The following is a 19904-nucleotide window of genomic DNA, read 5'->3' as shown; positions in this document are numbered from 1 at the left end:
GCTGTTGTTCCTTCAGTATTGCGCAGGCTTTTCAGTCAGGCTCCCTGCTTGAATAAGGCCCTACTCGTCAGAAGCGACTGCCCATACCCGCTTAAGTGGCAACTGCACTTTCAGTTCTTCATCCAGCTTGTCGTAAACCGCGAACAGTTGTTCCAGCAAGTCATCCTGCGACCACAGGCGTAAGCGGAAGAAACTCGAGGCCATGTCGCGCGGAACATGCTGCTTAAAGCCACCCCAAGCCACGAATAAACCGTGGTTGGCGTTGAATTTGGACATTGCTCCCAACAGCTTATCGACCGTTGGGCGATCTACCGTGCCGTTGCCAGACTTCACTTCGACGCAGATGGTCTGGTTACCAAAGCCCATAACGCCGTTGCCAGCCAGAATATCTGCCCCACCATCGGCTCCTTCCGGGCTTTGCCAAGTGGTGTAACCCTGGGCTTCTAGAATGGCTTTGACTAGGCGGGTCAGTTCATGCCCCTTGAAGCGCGATTCGATTAGCCTTATCACCTGCTGCTTGGCCATATCCGCCAGGTCTGGCTCGCTCTCGGCATCGTTAGAGACATCGTTGCTGTCCAAGCGGGTAGAACTCAGACTGGCATGGATCTGGGACGAGATTCTTTCTGCTTGCCAACCATTCTTGTACATAGCTTGCAGCCGTTCCAAGGCATTGTTGCGTTGGATGCGGCAGATGGTCATAAAGGCACCGAAGCTATAGAGCAGGTCCTGGCCAAAGTAGGCCCGTGGGATCTCCTGCCCAAACCACTCTACGCTGCGCCAGTGGTAATAAGGATCTGGGCCAGCCGGGTTATAAACATAATCCCCGGTAATGCGCCCCACATAGACCACCGGTTGTTTTTTGGAAGGCAATACCACCCAATCCCCACGCTGCATGACGTTGGCAAAGGGCCAGAGCTGGCTGCTGTGGTTCTGCAAGCGTTTGAGTTTCTCGTTGGGGTAAACCTGTTGCAACAATTCAAGCAACGACTGGCGGCTATCCAACTTGGATAAGTCGTCGTTCAGCTCATCCCAGGTAAGGTAGATGCGCCCCTCTTCGAGGAATTTTTGCTCAAACTCCCCCTGTGAACCTGCACGGGTTAACCAAAGTTCCATGGCGTTGTCCTTAATTAGGCTTCCTGGGGTTCCGTTTGCGCTGCCCTGGCTTCTGCATCAGGGAGGGTAATTTCACCGGAAAGAAGTTTGGGGATTAGGGTGTCGCGGAGTTGGGAAAGAGCTACATTCTGCTCAAAGTTGCATGCTCTATATGTAAACAACGTTTTTACTTTTGAACTGAATACACTTAGTAGACGCTCCATTTCTTTTTGCTCAGCAGGAATTACACACGGTGTTGAAAGAACAACATCCGCGTTAACTGCAGGGTAAGCGCCGCCATCAGCTAAGTGTGCAAGGCGTTCAATGTTGTCTTTTGCGGTCGCACTTAAATATATAAACTCGCCAAAAGCATCACGCTTCGGGGTGAGCACTGCAAAACCAGTGCTACCAGTAAGTCCATCAACGCTGATATGCGCATAAGAGCCATTACCCGGTCTGACTGTTCCCACAATAGTATCGTTAGATTTTAATATCCTACGCGCGCGACTGGGCGCTTCAGAAAAGACAAACTCCTCCGTAGAGTGAATTGCCCCCCATTTTGTGTTTGCCAGGTCCACGTACCTCACTGACTCAGGCGTATTTTTCTTTGTCCATGATGACGCATTAAGTAGCGCCAAACTTGATAGATCTGCACAATACCACCCCTGCGGAATCTCCCCCAACTCACTCCCCTGCATGGCAGCCGGAAATAACTCTGCGGTGGCTTTGAGTTCAGCATATTGTTCCGGCTGTTCACGGGCAAAAACGGCCAGGGCAGTGCCATCCTTACCGGAAATTGCCGTCATTGCCGCCAACATGGCATTTTCTAATGTGCCGCCAGCTTCCAGAACGGTAATTTTGGCTTTTACCGGTTCAAAATCCACAAACCAGCTTTTAAATAGCGCTTGCGCCATTTGCTCTAGTGTTTGGTTGATTTGGTGGTTTAGTTGGATTTTTTGGTCAAGTCCAAAAATATTTTGAACAATTGATCGTTGAATAGACAATGGCGGAAGCGCAATTTCTATTCCAACCATGTCCGCTCGTTTGATGCTTGCTTGAACAGTTGTTACTAAGCGTGATTCAATATCATGCTGAAACTTTCTGCCACGCATGTAATAGAACATATACCACGAATCAACAATTTCCTTTTTGAAACGGATGCCGAGAACATTCTGTGCTATGGCAACAGTTTTATCCTTTGGGGTCATTATTACCCTAGCAGTGGTTCCAACTGTTGAGAACAGAATATCTTCTGGCTTCAAATATGCACGGAACCAAGAGTCATACGTTTCTTGATTAACATATTTTGTTCCTTCGAGTTGCGGGTAGATGCCATTCGCCGGCAAATTTTTGACCTCAAGCAACGGTATTCCTATACTTGACAGCGGAGGTGTTTTGCCACGATTGTCGATCCACTTTTCGATGAGTTCAGCTAAAACATAAGTTTTAAAACTCATAACCAAGCCCCCCCAGACTCGCCTTAATCTGCATTTCCAGTTCCGCGCTTTCTGCCAGTTGAACTTTTAGCTGCTCGGTCAAACGGGCCATCTTCTCGGCAAAGGGTTCGCTATCTTCCTCCTGTTCGGCAGCACCCACATAGCGCCCCGGCGTCAGGACATAATCGTGTTTCTTAATCTCTTCCAGCGTGGCGGCAAAGCAGAAACCAGCTTCATCCTGATACGCTTTATCCTGCTGCCAGGCATGGAAGGTATTGGCGATTTTGGCAATATCTTCTTTGGTGAAATCACGCAGTACCCGGTCCTTCATATAGCCAATCTGGCGTGCATCAATAAACAGAACTTCGCCTTTGCGGTGCGCCTTGCCGTTGCCACCGGATTTATCTTTGGTCAGCAACCAGATACAAGCGGGGATCTGGGTGTTGGTAAACAACTGCCCTGGCAAAGCCACCATGCACTCCACCAGATCCGCTTCCAACAGCGCCTTACGGATCTCCCCTTCGTTATTAGTGTTGGAACTCATCGAACCATTGGCCAACAGCAACGCCATCGAGCCTTTGGGGGCTAGGTGGTAGATCATATGCTGCATCCAGGCAAAGTTGGCGTTGCCCTGTGGCGGGGTGCCATATTGCCAGCGCACGTCTTTTTCCAGCTTGGCGTTCCACCACTCCTTCATGTTGAACGGCGGGTTGGCCATCACAAAGTCGGCGCGCAGATCCGGGTGCTGATCGTCCAGCAAGGTATCGGCGTTCTTTTTACCAAAGTTAAAATCGATACCGCGGATCGCCATATTCATCGCCGCCAGCTTCCAGGTGGTCGGGTTGGACTCCTGGCCGTAGACCGAAATATTGCGTTTCTGCTCGGCGGCGTTGTAGTGCTGCTCGCCCGCGTGCTCCTCAATAAAACGATCGCTGGAGACAAAGAAACCGCCGGAACCCATCGCCGGATCGTACACCCGGCCTTTATACGGCTGGAGCATTTCCACAATCAGGGTAACGATGCTTTTTGGTGTGTAGTATTGGCCGCCTTGCTTGCCCTCTGCCAAGGCAAACTGACCGAGGAAATACTCGTAAACGTGGCCGAGAATATCTTTGCTTTTAAGCGGCAGTTTTTCGCCGTTATATTCCGGGTTGCTAAAGTTAGCATCCGAGAAGGTGTTAATCAGGCCAATTAGCACCTCATTACCCAGTTGGTACTGACCGATGCGGTTAAGAATGCCTTTCAGTTTCGGGTTGGTCTTTTCGATCTCATCCAGCGCGTTATCAATCAGCCAGGAAACCGAGCGCAGCTTCACGTCCTGCCCAGCGTCATCAGCCCACAACACAGCCCCAATAGGCAGTGCCGCTTTGTTTTTCAGCGTCTCCCAACGTGCCGCTTTTGGCACCCAGAACACGTTCTTTTCGCTGTAATAGTCTTCAACTTCCAGCTCATCACACAATGCTTGCGCATATTCCTCATCAGAGGCGTAATCGTCACGCGGTATGGCGTAGATATTGTCCGGGTTGCCCTGTTCGCGGAACAACTGGAGCAACTCCTGCTGGCGGGCCTCAAAGGCATCAGAAACATACTTAAGGAAAATTAGCCCCAGCACCACATGCTTGTAGTTGGCGGCATCCATATTGGCGCGCAGCTTGTCGGCGGCCTTCCAGAACTTGTTATCCAGCTCGTTCAGAAAAAGCTGTTCGTTGTTGTTCATCAAAATCCTTAAAAATCAGCACCGGCGCAAACGGAGTTTTTGGAATGCGTATCACAAAATAATACCTGCTAGCGCGGTAATCACCAACGACATGACGCACGGAATGGGAGGAATTAGTCAAAACGGTAAAAAATAGGAGGATGAGTATGGCGGATCACTACTGAGCAAAAGTACATGTTGATAGGCCGGGTCGAACATAGAAAAAACGCCCCGATGCTTCCAGGGCGTTGTACTCAGTATGCTACCACTGATTTTTCGTTACTCTCCAAACGTGCTGGCCATCCATGCAGATAGTAAGCCGGCGTTCGCAGAACCCGGCGATACTGCGCGGTGAGCGAATTACCGGTAATGACTTCTGCCGGTATCTGCAACAATGCCAACTGCAAAAAACACATGGCGCTTGCCACCGTGTCTATATCAACGCAGGAAGCGAACAGATGCTGGTTTGGGGGATACCCCGCCTGGCTAAACTGCTCGGCCACCGCGATAACCATCCCACCTGAACCACAGGCTGGCTCACCCACGATCAGGAATGGCGCTTGTTCCAATCTGCTCTCCAGGTCATGCACCGTCAGCATCGCCATCATCCGCGAGATGTGGAACGGTGTGAAAAACTGCCCACGGTGCGTATCACCCAGTTCCAAGCTCATGAATATCCTGCCAAGCACATCATCGTAAATCGGCTGTTGCAGACCCAAGCCACAGCGGAGAATACCTAACAGCTTCCCCATCCGATTGACGTCGTCACGTTCATAACGCTTGACCAAGCCAAGATACTCATCCTCAAACGGTGGCGAAAAAACCACCTGATTGTGGACGGCGCACGCCGCCATCTGTACAAAATCCCGAAACACCTCGTAGCGGTGATGATAACGGGCCGTCTGGTTAAATAATGCAATAAACGCCGCAATGTGCGGGTTGTTGTGGTTTGCCATAGGGATGTTTCCTGAAATGACGGGAAACATCCCCCAGGGAAATGTTTCCCTGGGGGGCAGGTTATTGACTAACCTTGGGTAAAAAGTCAGTGCGGGGTCGGGCTGCTATCCGTTGCATCGATACGGACAAGCTGGACGTTTTCCGGCACTGTCTCCAAGACGGCCACCATAAAGTGGCTCGCGGTCAACAACGGGCTCCGGGGCGACCAGGCGTTCTGGTCTATCCGGTCCAGGTGGTATTTCTCCACCAGTTGGTTAATGGCTTCAAACACCGGCACGTTAAGCTCGACCAGTTCCTGTACAACAGCATCGTCATGCAGGTTGGTGTCGTTCAACGTCAGCCCGAAGTATTTCTCCAGTAAGAACGCCGCTATCTTTTGGTATTCGCGAATTGCAATCGTGTCCATCGTGTCTTCCTCCAATAGCGGCTCAGGCAGCAGCCAGGGCCTGTTCACGTAAGATAAGGTACTCAAAGGCTTCACGGGCAAAACGGCTTGCCTGGAAGATAGCCTTCTTGTCTTCCTTCAGTGCCTTCAGCCAGGAAGCGATATAGCTTTCATGCTGAACGTCACCCTGGATACCCAGTTCGGCGCACAAAAATGCCGAACCGATTTCCGCCACCAATTCTTCGAACCCATACACCGGGTCACCAAACCGACGCGCTGAAGACGTAATACCTTCTCGCGCCAGTCGGGAGATATGACCGGTGGAGTGCACCAATTCATGCAGCAACGTGCTGTAGTAATCTGCCGGGCAGTTGAACTGCACGGCCTCCGGCATGGTGATTCGGTCAGCAGCAGGGCTGTAAAACGCCCGGTCCTGATGCCGATGGTCCACTGGCACACCACTGCAGGCGATCACCTGTTCTGCCCGCTGGATACGTACAATATCGTCTTGCTCGGGTGTGTCTTCTGCCTCACCGGCCACGGTCACCGGCGCTAACAGTCTGTCAGGTAAATTCTCACACTGCTCGACATTGAACAGATGAAAACTGGTCATGAAATTCCGTTGGGAAACCACGGCATTCCCCTGTTCATCAAACAGCGGCTTGCCCTGTTCGTCAGTCTCTTTCTTCTCGAACGGCTTGAACAAGGTTACCAGCGTCGATTTCTCGCCCTTGCGGACGTTTCCACCAACATCCAGTGCCTGCTTGAATGTCAGCCAACGGTGAGAGGTAAACCCCTTGTCCGCCGCATCAATCCACAACAGCAGCACGTTGATGCCGCTGTAGGCACGCCCCGTCACCGCATTGGCCGGTAATCCGCTCATACTGGCAGTGTGGCCACCGGCGACGGTTTTCCACGGTTTGCGCCAAGGAGAGGTGCCCTTTTCCAGTGCGGCGATGATTTTATCCGTCACCACCTGGAACAGGTCCGCTTTATCCTGGCGACCTGCTACCGCCTTTTTCTTGGTGTGTTTGGTTGTCATGGTCAGTCTCCAGATAAAAAAACGGGGACCGACCGCCCATAGGGGAATCAGTCCCCTATGGGTGAGTAAAATACCGGGCGGGTTAACGCCCGTGGATGGCTCTAATCAATGGCACCGGCAATCGCCATGCCTTCGGGATGCGCCAGAGCAAAACTGCGTAGCCGGTAATAACTCTCAATGAAAAAGTCATGGCCAGTTTCCGCTAGGACGCACAGGGCATACAATGACACCGTCAGCCCCAATGCCTGGGCGCTCATCTCACCTTGGTAATAGTTTGAATTAACCTCGATCCGATAGGTTTTCTCGGTCTGAGGGCAGACAAAGAACCCGCCATCAGATTGGGTGTACCAATGCCAAAAATCACCGCTATAGTCCTGACTGAATTTACGCGCGAAGGCGTAGCACATCTCAGTAAACTTAATCACATGAAGATTGGCACTGTCCGGAGAAAATCTCTGTTGGACAAGTATGGAAACCAGGCCGTAATAACTGGTCATCCATTCCTTTATCTCCGCCGTGACGGCAGGTGTTTCTGCTGTTGTCGTTTGTGTCATTCCAGGTCTTCTCCAAAAAAGAGTGGGACCTGCCCTTTGGGGACGGGCCCCACAAAGGATTGAGTTAAATCAGGTTATGTGCCCTACGCGAGCGAACTGCGAACAGGCAAGTCATTAAGCGCGTTGAGCCAACCACGCTCGGCAAACGAAACCGCCTCGCCATGACCGATCACCATGTGATCCAACACACGCACATCAATTAATGACAGCGCGGCGGTCACTGTATCCGTCACGGCTCTGTCCGCCTGGCTGGGCTCAGCCATCCCCGAGGGATGGTTATGCGCCAGGATCACCGCTGCGGCATTGTAGGCCAGAGCCTGTTTGACGATTTCCCTGGGATAAACATTGACCGAAGCCAACGTGCCGGTAAACAGCGTTTCACACGCGATCAACCGGTGCTGGTTATCCAGGAACATCACCATAAACACCTCGCGATCCTGCCTTTCCAGTTGCAAACGCAGATAGCGGCGAACCGCATCAGGTTGTGTCAGCACCACCGTGCGGGCTTGCAGTTGTCGTTCCAACAAACCGATAGCCTGGGTGATGATATGTTGCTCATGAGACTCATAGTGCATGGGGTACTCCAGAAAGATCGGCGTACACCTGCCCTGTCGGGCAGAGGTCAACCCAATCAGGTGAAAATCATGAAAAGTGTAAAATGCAGACGGTACCGCGTTAGCGATCCACCACCGAGGTCGGTAACAGCACCTCGCCGTGTGGACCTACCATGGCAATACGTTCACGCAGAAGCTGACAGGCCTGGGTAAAACAACGCCGGTCTCGCTCACTCGCTCGCTTGCAGCCCAGGTTTTCCAGTTCAGCAAGGTGGCGTTGCGCACAGCTACGCCACGAACACCGTTCGCTGTCGGTCACACACGCACAAAAATGCACGTTGGCCAACGTAAACAGGCGGTCTGTGGCGTTACGATAGTCTGCCACCAGAACAAACGTTGTCATCAGTCACTCCTGTTTGTTTGGTTTAGTGATAACGGTAACGAAGCGTCGCCAGTTGCTCGGCGAGCAGGCAGGCTTCACGAAATACCTGGTGACGACTGGGGCCCGCATTCAGGCCCACACGGCACCACTCGTAGCTATATTCACCAGAGTGCCAACCGGTACGGCACAGTATCGCCATGCCCCAGGCTCCTTCCTCAAGCGGAAAGACCTCGGCACGGTAGCTGACACGCCCGGTTTTATTCGCTGTCCAGTCACCTCGAAGTGCTTCCTTCCGTTCAGGAAAAAGCAAATCAAACAGGGGAAAAGCCCCACGGGCGACGGATGCAGCATAACGCTGGGTAAGGGTTTGCATGATGTTCTCCATAAAAAAAAGGGAACACCACTGCCCTGAAGGGAAGCGTGTTCCCTCAAGGGTGAGTCAATCAGACAGGATGCCATTCAAAGGCATATTGGATAAACGTACCTTCATCGCAGTAAACTGCGATCCCCGCTCTCAAAGATTCAGGGGGGTTACCGCTCTAAAAGCGTTGCGTTTCAGGTCTAGGCAACTGGGGTTTGACCACTTTACAGCGCTGCCTTACAGGTCACGGCAGCATCGGGTGTTGTCAGCGACAACGGTTTAGCATTTAAAATCGTACATAAATCAAACGAGTTCAACAAGCCCTTTCGTGGAAATTAATTCTCACCCTCATCAACCCGGTTATACACCCTGGCGACATAATGCCCACGGCCATCGCCATGTCCCAGATCCATCGAGACCATGGCTTCTGCCTCTTTTCGGCTTAACCCCTTGCGCATATGGTATTCCGTTGCCTCGCGAGAATACGCGTAACGCAAACTATGAGGGGATTCCTTTCCGGTAAGTCCCGCGTCTTTTAGTGTATTTCGATAACGGTCGATAGCCGAATGTAATGTGGGTTTATCAATTAATCGCCCACCATGCTGATTGGCATATTTAATTGCGTCACCCACTGCCTGAATAACCTGGTCACGATGAACAATCGTCGTTTCTCTCGGGCGACCACCTTTAGTGCCAAATACAATACGCAGCCGTTCATCACCTTTATTCAATGCCTGCTGCCAGGTTTTTAATGATTTGGCGGACTGCACGGCTTCTTCTGTTCTTAACCCTAAATAGCGCGCCAACTGCATGGTTGCGGCTACACCTTCGTCTTTTTCACGTATATGGACGAGCGCTGTGTGATAGCGCTCGTCCGAAATAGCGACTTTAGAACCGTCACGACTGGCCCCGGACAAGCCGAGCGCTGAATTACTTAATCGCTCATGGTTCGGATCGGCGAGTTTCGTCCTGCCTGCCGTGGTGAATATCGCCCGGATAGCCGCCATTTCATTTTGCATCGTCCGTTTTGAGATATTTTCAGACTGGCGACTCTTAATATAGAGCTCGATATGATTAGTTTTAATATTGCTCACGTCGCGGATCTGAATGTTTAACTTCAGCATACTCTCCGCCAATCGAGACGCTATTCTGGCGCGGTCCGCAACGGTTTTAAAACTCCCCCCTGACTTTCGGGCCAAGGTGATTAATTGTTTACTTAACTGCTTATTGGCTCGCGACATCGCTGCCCCCTTTCGTCCTGAAAAACGCACGACACTGCCGCTTTCATCCCGAGAGATGAAAGACACACCGAACTGCATTTTTGATGTACGCCACGACGTCTGAACGACGTCCAGTACGACAGTGATACATCCTGGCCCCGACGGCACGGTTTATATTGCGCTTCCTGCGGCTCGACTGGTGACTGTGCATCGGGGTGGCAAAATGTTGAGTTCTTGTGAGGTATCCACAGCTCGCTGAGCTGCTTGCGGCTTTCGCCGGTTCCTGACTGTTGTCAGGTCACCTCCATCCGTCAGCGTTGACTGACGTTGCCATCGTTACCGAGTCGATTGTTCTCCTTCATTTCATGGGTAAGCGTCTTCATAGGGGGTTCCCCGTTTTTATGACGCGTGGGTTTAAAAAATATCCATCTAGTTCACTGAACGTTGCGTAGCCCGAGGTTCGGCCAGGGTACTACGTGTCGGTCAGAGGGTAGTAGACGTTGTGAAAGCCCGTATGACGTGGGTTTGTCCGTTATGCGCTTCGCGCGTCACTTGGTAATGCGTTGCATTGACACAAGTGACGCGCTGCGCCAATCCCGCGCCAAATGCTGCTCTCGCAGAGGCCAAATGTTCCAATTGGCCTTGCAGAGAGCCGCAAATGTTGCCGGGATGGCTGGACGTAAACCCAGGAAACCGTGCATTGTTCTGGACGTTCTCCAGTGCGGAGAAGTCATCATTTGAGGGATAAACGTACCTTCATCGCAGTAAGCTGCGATCCCCGCTCTCAAAGATTCAGGGGGGTTACCGCTCTAAAAGCGTTGCATTTCAGGTCTAGGCAACTGGGGTTTGACCGCTTTACAGCGCTGCCTTACAGGTCATGGCAGCATTGGGTGTTGTCAGTGACAACGGTGAAACATGGTCATCATAGTGTAGGGCTGGAAAACCTTCAAACAAAAAGAAAACGGGGTATATGGTGCTGAGGTGTCGGAGTTCTACACATACCCACCGCCAGAGTCTGTTCGCTTGCCCCGCTCACAGACCGCTCCCGTTTGCCGGGGTGCTGGGTGGCCCCCGGCTGCACTGGCTTTTCTGACCGTGGATATGTGCATAACTCAATTTATTTTTTTAACATGGACAGGTTCTTGATGGCATTTTTCTCAGTTTTTCCGACTTCTGGCATTGTATTATTTGGAGGGACGAAAGAGCCCTCTGAAATAACATCACCAAATCTATTAACTCCTACTCCATTTGATTGATTACAATTCACCTGTTCTATAAGCCTGATCACGTCCCTCGCTGTTATTGATTCATTAAAGAAACCACTAATCAAGTTAACCAACCTGGGATCAACAAACGATAAGGCCACGCCACAAACAATAGCCTGTCGGTAGAATTCGCCACGGATTTGCACAGGCAAACCCTCTACATATTGCTGAGTCAATTTTTCCTGAGGATATATTGACGGATGCAGATATGCTATTATCTTCTTTCGTTTATTATCCATAATCAGGACCTAGCCATCGCTTTGACCAGAGCAAACTGCGGCTCTTCTATTTTGCTCACTTTATGCCGAGGGAAGTACTTTTCGATATAGGGGTAGATAATTTCAGCACCGCCACCCGTGAGATATATACGATGCATCCCATTGAATGACTCAATTTCATTTCTTACACTCTCCGCCAGGGAAGAGGACTCCCTCTGTATTACCGACTGGATATTCCCTATCTGCTCAACATCATTAATTAGCGTACACAAATAATCTTGATCAGCATGGTTTTTAATTATTTCCCCTGCCACATAGTAGCTGCTTGGCGTAGATGCATTTATCAGGGCATTCATCACTGCACGAGTAACCCTTGACGTGCCAATTTCAGCATTCCCCTTGATTTCAGTGATGCTCTCAAACGCACCCTGTATCATGCCACAGTCCAGCGTTGTCCCACCCAAATCGACAATCAGACTACGTTCCAGGGGCGTAACCTCATCGGCAATGATGGAGGACAATGCTGCGGGTAACGACTCCGGCATCACGTTTACCTGTATGATTTTAAAGACTTCGCCTTTATTCAACGAGATATCACGGAGAACATTCTTTTTCTTTGCTTCAATATTCATCTCATTCGGCTGATTATCAGAATCGAAGAACTCCGTCACCGGCAGTGTGACCGTCAATATGATGTCCTGCGGCGACAAACCAGATGTCAGCAGCGCATGGTGGATAGCGAGCAGGTTCGTTGTGCTGTATTGATAGCCGACGTAGGTGGTGCCGATCGACGCAGTACTCCCCAGGTCATGGGAATACTTCTTACCATCAACGGTGTAATTGAACACCCTTCCCGTCCCCAAGATTGCAGGGCTCCAACCATCTTTGAAACTGTTACCCTACAGGTGTGTCTTAATCTCGCCCTGTTCCAGCCAGGCCAGTTTTACGTAGGTCGATCCATCATCACAAGATATGTTGAGCATGCTATGTCTCTGATTGCGTATTGATATGACTCATATTGAGAAAATATGAGTGCCTGAAACACGCTTACCTTCGGACGAATCAATAATTGAGTCCATTCTTAACTCAAATTGAGAAATTTATAATTTCCCTAGCGCTTTTACTGCCTCCCCTGACTCAAAATGCGTCATGAGCTGTCTCACATTGCGCCACCCTTTATGCAGCAAACCAGTTGTCCCAACATCGCATCTGCCGTAATGTAAGGGTGAAAAAATTCTGGAGGTTAAGGGCCATGACCAATAAAGCGTCAAATCAACAGGATGATATCTGGGGTGTCATCGCCAAAGGGTTAGTCGAAGCCGTAAAGATGGTGTTTTCTGCCTTTATTTTTGTTTTTACATCAGGAAAAAGCAGTAACTCATCTGAAAGTATCAAGAAAGAGAACGGAATAGGCGAACTACGTAATGGTCATAGCGGCTATGGATACTACGTGAATGGAATGAGAACAGATCAGGACGATGAGTGATAACATTGTATCCATTGTTACCACCCATCTTTCTCACTATTTCTTACCCATTCCTTTGGTAGCTACGGTTTTAGCTGTTTCTAAAGCGATCTTTCCCCCTTGAGCACCTGCGGCACGGCTCCCATCAGAAGCATTCATGAGTGATTGAGATATAACACCCCCTACTTGCACCCCGCTCCAGCTTATAGCCCCAAACCAAAACGCGGGCAGCACCACAAACATCGCCCCTAGTACCAGATTCATGATCCAACCTTCGGCCCCGACACTGCTGAACCAGTTGTAATAACCGTTCGCGCCAGTGTAGACAATCTCGATCAACCGATCATCCATCCAACTCCCCAGTTCCCACCAGAACGTGACAAACGTCAGGGCAAACAGAGCAAAGGTCAGTGTTACCACCACTTTGGGATCGTACGCACCAAACAACATCACCAGCGGGATGCAGATCACCATTGCCATCATCAGGATGCCATGCACCATGGGTAACGCCTGCCGTAAAGCATCGAATGCCGGTAACTGGGTAGCCTGCGCTGAAAATGCACCCAGGCTGCTAACCATCTGTTTAAAAGTAGTATCCAGTGCAATCCCGGTCCCCCGTTGACTCCCCGCCATATAGGTTTCTTTACCGCCAGACATCAGGGTGTTTTGCGGGCTCACCAGCCAACGCAACAGATTTTCTTCCCAGTTTGCCGGATCTCTCACCTTCATTCTGTTGACCACTTTGGGGTGATAGGCTGCCGACAAGCGGCTTTTGAGGCCGATTTCCGCCGTATTCCACCAGGTTTTACAACTCGGGTAGCCACCGCGCCCAACGTCAGGGTAACCACTGTCACGGCTCTCGCTGTAGGGCCACTGCGAGCGGGGCGACGTTGAGGTGTAGTAGTCATAATACCCAGCAGTGTTGAGGAAATAGCTTGAACCTATCCAGCCCACCGAATTGATGGTGGCGTCAGTCAGTTGGCTGTTGGTGGACTTCAGCTTGAAATAGGCCTTGGAATAACACTGATTGGCAAATTCCTGCACTTCCTGGCGGATCACCGGGTCAATCAATTGCGTATGCTGCACCTCAAAGCGCAGTTGTCGTAACTCCTTACCGCAGGGTATGGAAGCAATTGCAGCATGAGTGACCCCTTTTGACAGGTTATGAACCAGATACCACCACATCGGCACCTTGGCCACTTGGCCATTGAAGTCGTTCAATAAGCCACCGTAGCCCGACTCGTCAGGCTTCGGGACGTTAATGCCACACTGCCTGGAGCGAGTCTGATCAAACTTCATCACAGTCAGATCCACCTCTTTGAACGGCATCGCACAGAACAGGATCACCACAAATGCCACATACAGAACCTGCTCGATGCGGGGCAACGCCAGTGCCCCCTTGTTCCCCTCATCATCCCCCTCAGTGCGCACCTTCAGCCAGACCCCGGCCACTTTCAGTACCAATGGCAAAGCAAACAATCCTGTGGTAGTAATGATGCTCCACAGGGCGTTGTTAATCAGCCAGCCCAGGAACACCAGGAAAAACTCCAGATAACTGTCCGTCGTCATCACATCCCCCAACGGTAACTGGTGAACTCAATCAGCAATGCCAGGCATACCATCATCACCTCAAGTCGGTAGACCGCCGCTGGTGACGGTGCCTGACGCAACAATACCGCGCGTACACGGTGAAACCACATTGCAGCCACGATGCCGTACAGCGTTAGCCGCCAGATCAACAGCGGTACACGGGCCTGTCGCAACCAGTCCGTCAATGCCGTTTCATTCCCGGCCAGATACAGCCCTAATGCCGTTGCACATCCCGCCAACAGCAACATCCCCACCATCCCGAACATGATGGTGGCAGCTCTACGCCACCGGCGCACCGTTATGCGATTGGAGCGATGCTCATCTTTAGAAATGCGTTCAGTGGTCATGATCATTCCTCCTTAGGCTGGCTAAGCCCTTGGATAGCACGGTCGTTTTGCTGGTTATCCTGACGCAGGCTGTTATCCACTTCCCGCGCCTCCTGGCGGGTGATCGCCACCAAAATAGAGTTGTTGCTAATGGCTTTGCGGATCTCCATTTCATTTTTCAGTGCCTGGATCTCACGGTCTAAAAATTCCAGGCGGCGGTCCGACTCGGCAACAATCGGTTCTTGTGCTGCTACGCTGGGCTCTGACTGCCCCACCATTAACATCCGGCGCATGGCCAATGCGGTGGTAATGGTGTCCGCCATCGCCAACTCACCCGCTAGCCGTTGCACCAAAGCTCCATTGTCCGGGTCATCTTTCAATGCCTGGATCACCCCGCGCGTAACCGCCAAGTCGCCAGTTTTCAAGGTCGCTAGATTGCTGGCGTTTGGGGCCAGATTACCGTTGACCAGTTTGACCAGAACCTCCAGGTTATCTTGAGTGGTCTTCTCCAACATGGGAGAGAAGCCCTCGCCCGGTGTCGAGGTACCTGGTTCGTTTTCCAGTCCACCACTGCTGCATTCATTACCACTGACGCAGGTGCGCAAGGCACGATCACCCAGCACCTTGACCACTGCCTCCGCTGCTTGTGCACTGGTGGGGTATTTCTGGCACAAAGCACCGTTACAGGCACTGGCGGTCACTGTTGCATCACTGGTGGCCGGTTGCTTGTTGAGGATGTTGTAGCCTGCTTTGGCAATGTCATAAGTCGGTTTGATGGCTTTTTGCCCGGCACCACCACGCTGCTGGCCCCCCACCCACTTCACCCCTTCTTTACCGCTCGACTGTTTTAAGCTGTTATCCGCCCGGATAGCATCCGATGTACTGGCGATCACGTTCTGGAACTCTTGGCCGATAGCGGTCTGCGTTAACTTGCCGGATAAGGTGTAATCGGCCAGTTTCTTCGACATCGCCTGGCAGTTAAGCTGTGCCTTGTCGAATGCCACGTTGGCTTGCAACACCCCGTTGGTGAGCAGTTCATACAACCCAGGGTTGGCGCGTTGAATAACCATTGCCGGCAAGCTGGCCACGGCACCTGTCGCACCACTGATTACATCCCCCATCATGTTCTTGAAACCCTGCGTTGCACCATTGAGCTGGTTCTTGACCGTGGTACTCAAATCAAAATTGCCACACATCAGGTCATTGTTCCAACCAATACCCAAACCGAGCTTCTCCATATTGTTGCTGCTGGGCGGCTGGGAGATCACCGTGCCACCGCCGATGGAGTAAAACAGGTTGTCGTTCACTGCACCTTTCACCGCCTTGCCATAACCGGCGTTGGCCTGTTCCGCGCTGAGATTGAATGCCGCAAATACCGATGGCACCAAAGCCAGCAGGACCACGCCAGCCAGCATTCTTGTTTTAAACCCTATTTTCACTGTCATTGAATACACTCCCTTGGGTTAGAAATCGGTGCTGTAGAGGAACGTCTGCCCACGCCGCTGGCAGCAGGCATAGGGTTGCCACAGCGCCCAGGCGTAAGCACCGTCTGTCGCTATCGGGTTGCTGCTGTCTGGGAATACGGCGCAGGAAGACGAAATTGAGGGGGCTAGACGTTGCCACTTATGATTCTTGGTGCCGGTGTTTTCGGTCACCGGCTCCGGGGGCCAATAACCTTCTCTTTTACTGGCCGTCATCGGGTTATAAACATGCACCTGGCCAGTACGGGTAATAATGTCCGCCGTGCGTTGAGCGACTACAGCGGCAGCCTTGTAGTCATCCACCTGAGTGACAAACCCACTGCGCGGATAGACATTGCCCCACATATCCCCGGTAGAGCCAACCTCCCTTAACCCTGGAGTCACCGCCTCCGGGTAAAAGCTTTCCGGGACACCACTACGCCAGACCAGCGCATCCAGGGTACTGAGGAAATACGGCACAAACGCCGTGGCTGAACCGGGGCAGGTATAGCCCATTGAACCCATAAAATTATTGAATACCGGGGCAGCCAACGCCGGGTGACCAATGGCATCAGCATTCTTATAACGCAGGTTATCTTTGCGCAGCCCGCGCTTCTGTTCGTTATTCCCACCACCTTCTGCAATGCCTGGAATACCGGTGCCAAGCATCGACACTTCTGACCAGGGATTATCCCCTGCCTGGGCATAGCTGGAGACCACCGCATTGGGAATATAGTGTTTTACTTTGACGGAGGTCCGAACTACACAACCAAACGGGGTGCAAAGCAGCCAGTAGCAGATACCGGCAATCCGGTACTCCAGGCAGGTGGGGGAAATGGCACTGGCAATGATTTGAGCCGAGTTGATGGCACTGGCCGTGAACGGTTGTGCTGCGCCATACAACAGTAACGCAGTGGCCAGGCGATGACGCAGGAAAGGAGTGAACGTCATTGTGCCCCCTTCAGTTCGGCCAGTTTCACTTCGGCCAGGGCAACATCTGCCGTACCATAAACCACATAGCGATCATCAAATACTACGGCAGGGTATTTCTTCAATCCAAGACTGTAAGCCTGGATAACGCCTTGGTAAGCCAGGGTAATACGCTGCTCTTGCTGCTGCCAGTTTGGGGACTGCAGCACCGCTTTGGCCTGTTGTTCTGCCAGGCGGGGATCTGACGACAATTCTCCAAACACGTTGCGCTGGACAGTCTCGGGCGCATCCAGGTAAATCACCTGGTTCCCAGCGCTCAAGCCTGTGGGAGGGTGCTGACTGTCGGTGTACACCACGGTCCCCGCCTGTGCCGACACGGCGGTACACCCGATGGCCAGCAGGAAGGCCCTGTTTCGTCTTTTCATCACATTCACTCCTGTGGGATAAAACCGCAGGGTGACGTGAGTTGGCGACAAAAACAGCAAACAACTCTAAATGCATTGGGGGAGATTAAGGAAAGTAACCACTACGTACATTATTGATGTCTGATCGAGATAGTCATACCGGGTGAGTAGTTGCTCAATCTGGGTGTGATTTTTAATAAAGTGTGGCTAAACCATCCCTGATGATCTGCTAAGTGCCCAGGCTGTGTGAAAACGTTTTTGACCGCAGAGACTGCTAAAAACGGAGCTGAAAACCGCGCTCATACGTAAAATTCGGCTCTACTAACCAGTCGATCAATTTCAGATTTTACGTAGATGCACGCACTTCCGTTTTCGGTCAGGGTTTTCACACAGTCTGTGAAGCGGACGTTGCCCGCTTAGAGGAAAAACATTTTAATAACCCTATTCGGTTGTCTAATATGATGTTTTCGGCTATAAATTTGAACCAAAGTTCCAAGTGTTGATACTTGTGAGGATAGACTATTGAAATCTGAGCTTGTTATCAGCCCTTAAGTAAATATGCCATCTATGAAAAACTGTACTGTTTAAAGAAAGTTTGGTGATTAAATTAAATGGCAGACGTTATGAATTTTAAGACATTAAGAGATAATGATGAAGAGAATTGGATTATTAAATAGTTTGTCGCATGAGGCCAATGAGCTAAAAAACTCACTCAAAAACATGTCCCAATTGGAAGGCTATGAAGTAGAAACTATTGATGATTTTTATCAACAAGAGACTGTATCAGGCGCTATGTGGGGACTGATTAATTTATGTGACGTATTAGTTGCGTTCGTTAATAAAAATTCTGAAAGCTTGTATTATCAGATAGGGTTAGCCCATGGTGCAGGAAAGCCCGTTGTAATAATAACTGACAACGAATATTCGTTACCACCAGAGATTAGAGGCCAGAGAATATTAAGCGTATCGAAATATGATTTTCTTGATAACAAATTTGTCTTTCAGTTAAAAGAAGCAGTTGACGATGCAACAAGAAGAAAATCTGGCTATCTCGGCCCTAGGAGTGAGCACAAAAAATATTCCGCCTTACATAACTTTCAGCCCGCTGTAAATTTTCGCGATCTTTTTTCCGTGGAAGGTTATAGGCGTGCTCGGTTATTTGAACAATGGCTTGCAGAGAGGGCTGCAGGTATCGAAGGTTGGGAGGTTACTGCATCTGAATCGCTTGATCGTAGAGATACTGGTTTCGACTTGGTTATTTGGAACTCCCAAGAAGATTCTGAGCTTTCTATTTTAGGGAATCCAATAGCCGTTGAAATTAAAGCAATTAAGTCAATGAGCTTGGCAAAGCTTCATAATCTCCTTAAGATAAGCAAGAAGTCAGGAATTAAAGGATTAATATTAGCTACGACTGGATTAAATGATATAAGAACCAAAAGATTACTCAGTAGGCTTAGAGTTGAGGAGGGCATCAATGTTATTGCGTTAGACCGAGATGATCTTATAAATGTTATAAGCCCAAGTGATCTATTATATCTTGTCAAAACGAAAGTTAGAGAACTCTTATACGGAAAGGAGTTCTAAATGTTTGACTTAAATCACTTCAGAACATTAATTAATGATGTTGATGCAGCCATTACAAATCAACAAAAAGGTCAGTCTTTTGAGCTTCTTTCTATTTATATGTTTGCTCATCTAAATGGGGTAGACATTACTGAGCATGATGTTAGGATGCCTTCAGAGGAAATAGACATTGTTCTGTGGAATGCACAGACAGAAGAGATATTAAGACCATGGGATTCAGTGATCCTCGTTGAGTGTAAAAATTGGAGCTCGGCTGTTGGCGCATCAGTATTAGATAATTTTGTGAATAAAGTCCGTAGACGAGCTTTAACAACCGGTATATTTGTTGCTGCCAATGGTGTTACGGGTAGCTTTGTGAGAGGCGACGGAAATGAGCCTGGAGCAATTGGTATTTTAACAAGTGCTTTACAAGATGGTATTAGAGTTATTGTGATTACTATGGATGATATTCGCTCTTTAACTTCTTTAGATGATATCAGGGCGCTAATAAAAAAACGATACTGCGGGCTTTATGTGCACAAAGTACTTTAGACATAATAAGGCGTAGCTACAGGAAATTTTTCCTCCGAACTCATAATTTTCTGTAAAGTCAAACGCTCGCTTTTGGATATAATTTATGTGATTGTGGGATGTTAAAAAGTACGGTAGATCATAATGCTGCAGGTTTTGAGGTTCAACTTAAATTGGCATAAACATCTGATCCTCACTTTCGAGGATCCTCCATTACAAAAAGTAGGAGATTCGATTATGGACAGATCACTGTGTATCAGCCCGCCCTGTGGTGGGTTGAGCTTCTTCCAATTGATTAACACACCTAGGTTTAACTAGCTCTTCATGGTACTGAGAACAATCGCTAATGTCCGCTTCACGCCCTCGAAGCTGCCGTAGGCAGGACTTAGGACAGCTTCGAGCGTGAAGCGGAAGTTAACGCCGCGCTCTGCGGCAAACTTGCAGCGAAGCGGAAAATTTGTTCAGCAGCAGCT

General features: G+C 50.2%; 21 protein-coding genes and 1 pseudogene. 3 read left to right on the top strand and 19 right to left on the bottom strand.

Features of this window, described 5'->3' with window-relative positions:
- Positions 1 to 60: 60 nt before the first annotated feature.
- The 14 genes and pseudogenes from ACX9GV_RS02620 to parM all read right to left on the bottom strand — a co-directional run.
- Entirely contained in the window at positions 61 to 1113 is a 1053-nt protein-coding gene (locus ACX9GV_RS02620) for a restriction endonuclease (protein WP_473196957.1), read from the bottom strand.
- A gap of 14 nt (positions 1114 to 1127) precedes the next feature.
- Entirely contained in the window at positions 1128 to 2549 is a 1422-nt protein-coding gene (locus ACX9GV_RS02615; protein ID WP_473196956.1) for a restriction endonuclease subunit S, read from the bottom strand.
- The gene (locus tag ACX9GV_RS02610) at positions 2539 to 4245 is read right to left on the bottom strand and encodes a class I SAM-dependent DNA methyltransferase (RefSeq protein WP_473196955.1); all 1707 of its coding nucleotides are present in this window, start codon (positions 4243 to 4245) and stop codon (positions 2539 to 2541) included. The genes ACX9GV_RS02615 and ACX9GV_RS02610 overlap by 11 nt, the downstream gene beginning before the upstream one ends.
- A gap of 233 nt (positions 4246 to 4478) precedes the next feature.
- A complete protein-coding gene (locus ACX9GV_RS02605; RefSeq protein ID WP_473196954.1) occupies positions 4479 to 5180 on the bottom strand; it encodes an N-6 DNA methylase in 702 nt (233 codons plus the stop codon).
- Positions 5181 to 5266: 86 nt separating this feature from the next.
- Complete coding sequence (locus ACX9GV_RS02600) at positions 5267 to 5587, bottom strand: TA system toxin CbtA family protein (RefSeq protein WP_473196953.1); 321 nt, start codon at positions 5585 to 5587, stop codon at positions 5267 to 5269.
- Between the two features lie 22 nt (positions 5588 to 5609).
- The gene (locus tag ACX9GV_RS02595) at positions 5610 to 6608 is read right to left on the bottom strand and encodes an ArdC family protein (RefSeq protein WP_473196952.1); all 999 of its coding nucleotides are present in this window, start codon (positions 6606 to 6608) and stop codon (positions 5610 to 5612) included.
- A gap of 101 nt (positions 6609 to 6709) precedes the next feature.
- On the bottom strand, positions 6710 to 7162 hold the full coding sequence (locus ACX9GV_RS02590) for an antirestriction protein (protein WP_473196951.1): 453 nt from the start codon (positions 7160 to 7162) through the stop codon (positions 6710 to 6712).
- Positions 7163 to 7245: 83 nt separating this feature from the next.
- Positions 7246 to 7737, bottom strand: a complete 492-nt coding sequence (gene radC, locus ACX9GV_RS02585; protein WP_473196950.1) for a RadC family protein — start codon at positions 7735 to 7737, stop codon at positions 7246 to 7248.
- A gap of 100 nt (positions 7738 to 7837) precedes the next feature.
- Positions 7838 to 8119 carry a hypothetical protein gene (locus ACX9GV_RS02580; RefSeq protein WP_473196949.1) on the bottom strand — a complete coding sequence of 94 codons (282 nt, stop codon included), beginning with the start codon at positions 8117 to 8119 and terminating at the stop codon, positions 7838 to 7840.
- Positions 8120 to 8141: 22 nt separating this feature from the next.
- Positions 8142 to 8471 (bottom strand): hypothetical protein, encoded by a 330-nt coding sequence (locus ACX9GV_RS02575; protein ID WP_473196948.1) that lies wholly within the window; start codon positions 8469 to 8471, stop codon positions 8142 to 8144.
- A gap of 323 nt (positions 8472 to 8794) precedes the next feature.
- The gene (locus ACX9GV_RS02570; protein WP_473196947.1) at positions 8795 to 9700 is read right to left on the bottom strand and encodes an integrase domain-containing protein; all 906 of its coding nucleotides are present in this window, start codon (positions 9698 to 9700) and stop codon (positions 8795 to 8797) included.
- A 1096-nt stretch (positions 9701 to 10796) separates the two neighbouring features.
- Complete coding sequence (locus ACX9GV_RS02565; protein WP_473196946.1) at positions 10797 to 11183, bottom strand: plasmid partitioning/stability family protein; 387 nt, start codon at positions 11181 to 11183, stop codon at positions 10797 to 10799.
- Between the two features lie 2 nt (positions 11184 to 11185).
- Complete coding sequence (locus ACX9GV_RS02560) at positions 11186 to 11707, bottom strand: hypothetical protein (RefSeq protein WP_473197963.1); 522 nt, start codon at positions 11705 to 11707, stop codon at positions 11186 to 11188.
- A pseudogene (gene parM, locus ACX9GV_RS02555) lies at positions 11687 to 12145 on the bottom strand (plasmid segregation protein ParM domain-containing protein); the annotation flags it as partial. The pseudogene parM and the gene ACX9GV_RS02560, both read right to left, overlap by 21 nt.
- A gap of 269 nt (positions 12146 to 12414) precedes the next feature.
- Here parM and ACX9GV_RS02550 point away from each other — a divergent pair.
- Complete coding sequence (locus ACX9GV_RS02550; RefSeq protein WP_473196945.1) at positions 12415 to 12648, top strand: hypothetical protein; 234 nt, start codon at positions 12415 to 12417, stop codon at positions 12646 to 12648.
- 36 nt (positions 12649 to 12684) lie between these two features.
- On the opposite strand, the gene ACX9GV_RS02545 is transcribed toward ACX9GV_RS02550, so the two are convergent.
- From ACX9GV_RS02545 to ACX9GV_RS02525, 5 genes are read right to left on the bottom strand one after another with little or no spacing between them, the layout of a single operon-like run.
- A complete protein-coding gene (locus ACX9GV_RS02545) occupies positions 12685 to 14196 on the bottom strand; it encodes a conjugal transfer protein TraG N-terminal domain-containing protein (RefSeq protein WP_473196944.1) in 1512 nt (503 codons plus the stop codon).
- On the bottom strand, positions 14196 to 14564 hold the full coding sequence (locus ACX9GV_RS02540; protein ID WP_473196943.1) for a hypothetical protein: 369 nt from the start codon (positions 14562 to 14564) through the stop codon (positions 14196 to 14198). The genes ACX9GV_RS02545 and ACX9GV_RS02540 overlap by 1 nt, the downstream gene beginning before the upstream one ends.
- 2 nt (positions 14565 to 14566) lie before the next feature.
- Complete coding sequence (locus ACX9GV_RS02535) at positions 14567 to 15988, bottom strand: integrating conjugative element protein (RefSeq protein WP_473196942.1); 1422 nt, start codon at positions 15986 to 15988, stop codon at positions 14567 to 14569.
- Positions 15989 to 16006: 18 nt separating this feature from the next.
- Positions 16007 to 16936 carry a TIGR03756 family integrating conjugative element protein gene (locus ACX9GV_RS02530; RefSeq protein WP_473197962.1) on the bottom strand — a complete coding sequence of 310 codons (930 nt, stop codon included), beginning with the start codon at positions 16934 to 16936 and terminating at the stop codon, positions 16007 to 16009.
- 14 nt (positions 16937 to 16950) lie between these two features.
- Positions 16951 to 17358: a TIGR03757 family integrating conjugative element protein gene (locus ACX9GV_RS02525; RefSeq protein WP_473196941.1), complete on the bottom strand. Its 408-nt coding sequence runs from the start codon at positions 17356 to 17358 to the stop codon at positions 16951 to 16953.
- A gap of 627 nt (positions 17359 to 17985) precedes the next feature.
- Between ACX9GV_RS02525 and ACX9GV_RS02520 the strand changes: the two genes are divergently transcribed.
- Together ACX9GV_RS02520 and ACX9GV_RS02515 are read left to right on the top strand one after the other, a co-directional pair.
- The gene (locus ACX9GV_RS02520) at positions 17986 to 18921 is read left to right on the top strand and encodes a hypothetical protein (RefSeq protein WP_473196940.1); all 936 of its coding nucleotides are present in this window, start codon (positions 17986 to 17988) and stop codon (positions 18919 to 18921) included.
- Entirely contained in the window at positions 18922 to 19452 is a 531-nt protein-coding gene (locus tag ACX9GV_RS02515; RefSeq protein ID WP_283988352.1) for a restriction endonuclease, read from the top strand.
- The last annotated feature ends 452 nt before the right edge of the window (positions 19453 to 19904 follow it).

Source organism: Serratia sp. 25CWL12 (assembly GCF_055790885.1).
Note: the sequence above shows the minus strand (reverse complement) of the source record. Positions and strands in the feature narration are given on the sequence as shown.

Excerpts from the sequence above, each read along its gene's own strand:
- ACX9GV_RS02570 (WP_473196947.1), bottom strand. The coding sequence starts at position 9,700 with ATGTCGCGAGCCAATAAGCAGTTAAGTAAACAATTAATCACCTTGGCC.
- ACX9GV_RS02565 (WP_473196946.1), bottom strand. The coding sequence starts at position 11,183 with ATGGATAATAAACGAAAGAAGATAATAGCATATCTGCATCCGTCAATA.
- ACX9GV_RS02580 (WP_473196949.1), bottom strand. The coding sequence starts at position 8,119 with ATGACAACGTTTGTTCTGGTGGCAGACTATCGTAACGCCACAGACCGC.
- radC (WP_473196950.1), bottom strand. The coding sequence starts at position 7,737 with ATGCACTATGAGTCTCATGAGCAACATATCATCACCCAGGCTATCGGT.
- ACX9GV_RS02595 (WP_473196952.1), bottom strand. The coding sequence starts at position 6,608 with ATGACAACCAAACACACCAAGAAAAAGGCGGTAGCAGGTCGCCAGGAT.
- ACX9GV_RS02610 (WP_473196955.1), bottom strand. The coding sequence starts at position 4,245 with ATGAACAACAACGAACAGCTTTTTCTGAACGAGCTGGATAACAAGTTC.
- ACX9GV_RS02545 (WP_473196944.1), bottom strand. The coding sequence starts at position 14,196 with ATGACGACGGACAGTTATCTGGAGTTTTTCCTGGTGTTCCTGGGCTGG.
- ACX9GV_RS02575 (WP_473196948.1), bottom strand. The coding sequence starts at position 8,471 with ATGCAAACCCTTACCCAGCGTTATGCTGCATCCGTCGCCCGTGGGGCT.
- ACX9GV_RS02600 (WP_473196953.1), bottom strand. The coding sequence starts at position 5,587 with ATGGACACGATTGCAATTCGCGAATACCAAAAGATAGCGGCGTTCTTA.
- ACX9GV_RS02515 (WP_283988352.1), top strand. The coding sequence starts at position 18,922 with ATGTTTGACTTAAATCACTTCAGAACATTAATTAATGATGTTGATGCA.
- ACX9GV_RS02560 (WP_473197963.1), bottom strand. The coding sequence starts at position 11,707 with ATGCCGGAGTCGTTACCCGCAGCATTGTCCTCCATCATTGCCGATGAG.
- ACX9GV_RS02525 (WP_473196941.1), bottom strand. The coding sequence starts at position 17,358 with ATGAAAAGACGAAACAGGGCCTTCCTGCTGGCCATCGGGTGTACCGCC.
- ACX9GV_RS02615 (WP_473196956.1), bottom strand. The coding sequence starts at position 2,549 with ATGAGTTTTAAAACTTATGTTTTAGCTGAACTCATCGAAAAGTGGATC.
- ACX9GV_RS02620 (WP_473196957.1), bottom strand. The coding sequence starts at position 1,113 with ATGGAACTTTGGTTAACCCGTGCAGGTTCACAGGGGGAGTTTGAGCAA.
- ACX9GV_RS02540 (WP_473196943.1), bottom strand. The coding sequence starts at position 14,564 with ATGACCACTGAACGCATTTCTAAAGATGAGCATCGCTCCAATCGCATA.
- ACX9GV_RS02520 (WP_473196940.1), top strand. The coding sequence starts at position 17,986 with ATGATGAAGAGAATTGGATTATTAAATAGTTTGTCGCATGAGGCCAAT.
- ACX9GV_RS02550 (WP_473196945.1), top strand. The coding sequence starts at position 12,415 with ATGACCAATAAAGCGTCAAATCAACAGGATGATATCTGGGGTGTCATC.
- ACX9GV_RS02605 (WP_473196954.1), bottom strand. The coding sequence starts at position 5,180 with ATGGCAAACCACAACAACCCGCACATTGCGGCGTTTATTGCATTATTT.
- ACX9GV_RS02590 (WP_473196951.1), bottom strand. The coding sequence starts at position 7,162 with ATGACACAAACGACAACAGCAGAAACACCTGCCGTCACGGCGGAGATA.
- ACX9GV_RS02535 (WP_473196942.1), bottom strand. The coding sequence starts at position 15,988 with ATGACAGTGAAAATAGGGTTTAAAACAAGAATGCTGGCTGGCGTGGTC.